Raw genomic sequence first — 847 nt, 5'->3', positions numbered from 1 at the left:
CTCCAGTGATGTGATCGGCGACCCGATCCTCGGCAACCAGCTGGTGGCGCTGAATATTAAAGAGGTGCTGCCCAATGCCACGTTTTATCTCATTCAGCGGAAGGACAGTACGCTGACGCCGATGGGGGCAGAGCTGGCGCGCTTATTCCGTCTTCATTGCTGCCACGTCCACAAGGAGGATTAACCTGATGTGGAAGAGCAGAAGACAAATTTCCTCTGAATGTGGGCGATTTTTCATTCGCCAACGTATTAGTAAAAGCGATAGATTACTCTGCATCGCCGAATGATCTTAACCCCAGCGGAGCCACGAATGATGCCCAGCGAGCTTGTCACTATCCAGCGCTACCGACCGCAATACCAGCCTGGCGTTGTGCAGCTAATCCTGCCGATCCAGAATCAGGAGTTTGGCATTGCCATCACGGCAGCCCAGCAGCCGGATCTCAGCGATATCGGGAATTTTTACCAGCAGGGCAACGGCGATTTCTGGCTGGCGCAGATTGGCGATCGCGTAGTGGGCTGCATTGGCCTGAAGGATATTGGGCAGCAGCAAACGGCGCTGCGTAAGATGTTTGTTGCCGCCCCGTATCGCGGCCGGGAGTGGGGCGTGGCATCGGCGCTGCTCAATACGCTGATGATGCACGCGCGCCATCGTGGCGTGGCGGATATTTTTCTCGGTACCACCGCTAAATTCCTTGCTGCGCACCGTTTTTACGAGAAAAACGGCTTCAGTGACATTCCTCAGACGGATCTGCCGGTCAACTTCCCCGTGATGACGGTGGATACGAAGTTCTACCGCTTTACCTTCTCATCCTGATGCGAAATTTCCTGACACATATTGTAATAACCC

At 54.3% G+C, this 847-nt stretch carries 1 protein-coding gene and 1 pseudogene; both read left to right on the top strand.

Annotated features, from left to right (window positions below; translation table 11 throughout):
- Positions 1-184, top strand: a pseudogene (locus WH277_RS00575) (hypothetical protein); the annotation flags it as partial.
- Positions 185-310: 126 nt separating this feature from the next.
- Complete coding sequence (locus WH277_RS00570; protein ID WP_339455635.1) at positions 311-814, top strand: GNAT family N-acetyltransferase; 504 nt, start codon at positions 311-313, stop codon at positions 812-814.
- The last annotated feature ends 33 nt before the right edge of the window (positions 815-847 follow it).

The sequence above is a fragment of the Erwinia sp. MYb416 genome, assembly GCF_037479575.1.
GTDB classification, from domain to species: domain Bacteria; phylum Pseudomonadota; class Gammaproteobacteria; order Enterobacterales; family Enterobacteriaceae; genus Erwinia; species Erwinia rhapontici.
This window is presented reverse-complemented; position numbering and strand designations above follow the sequence as displayed.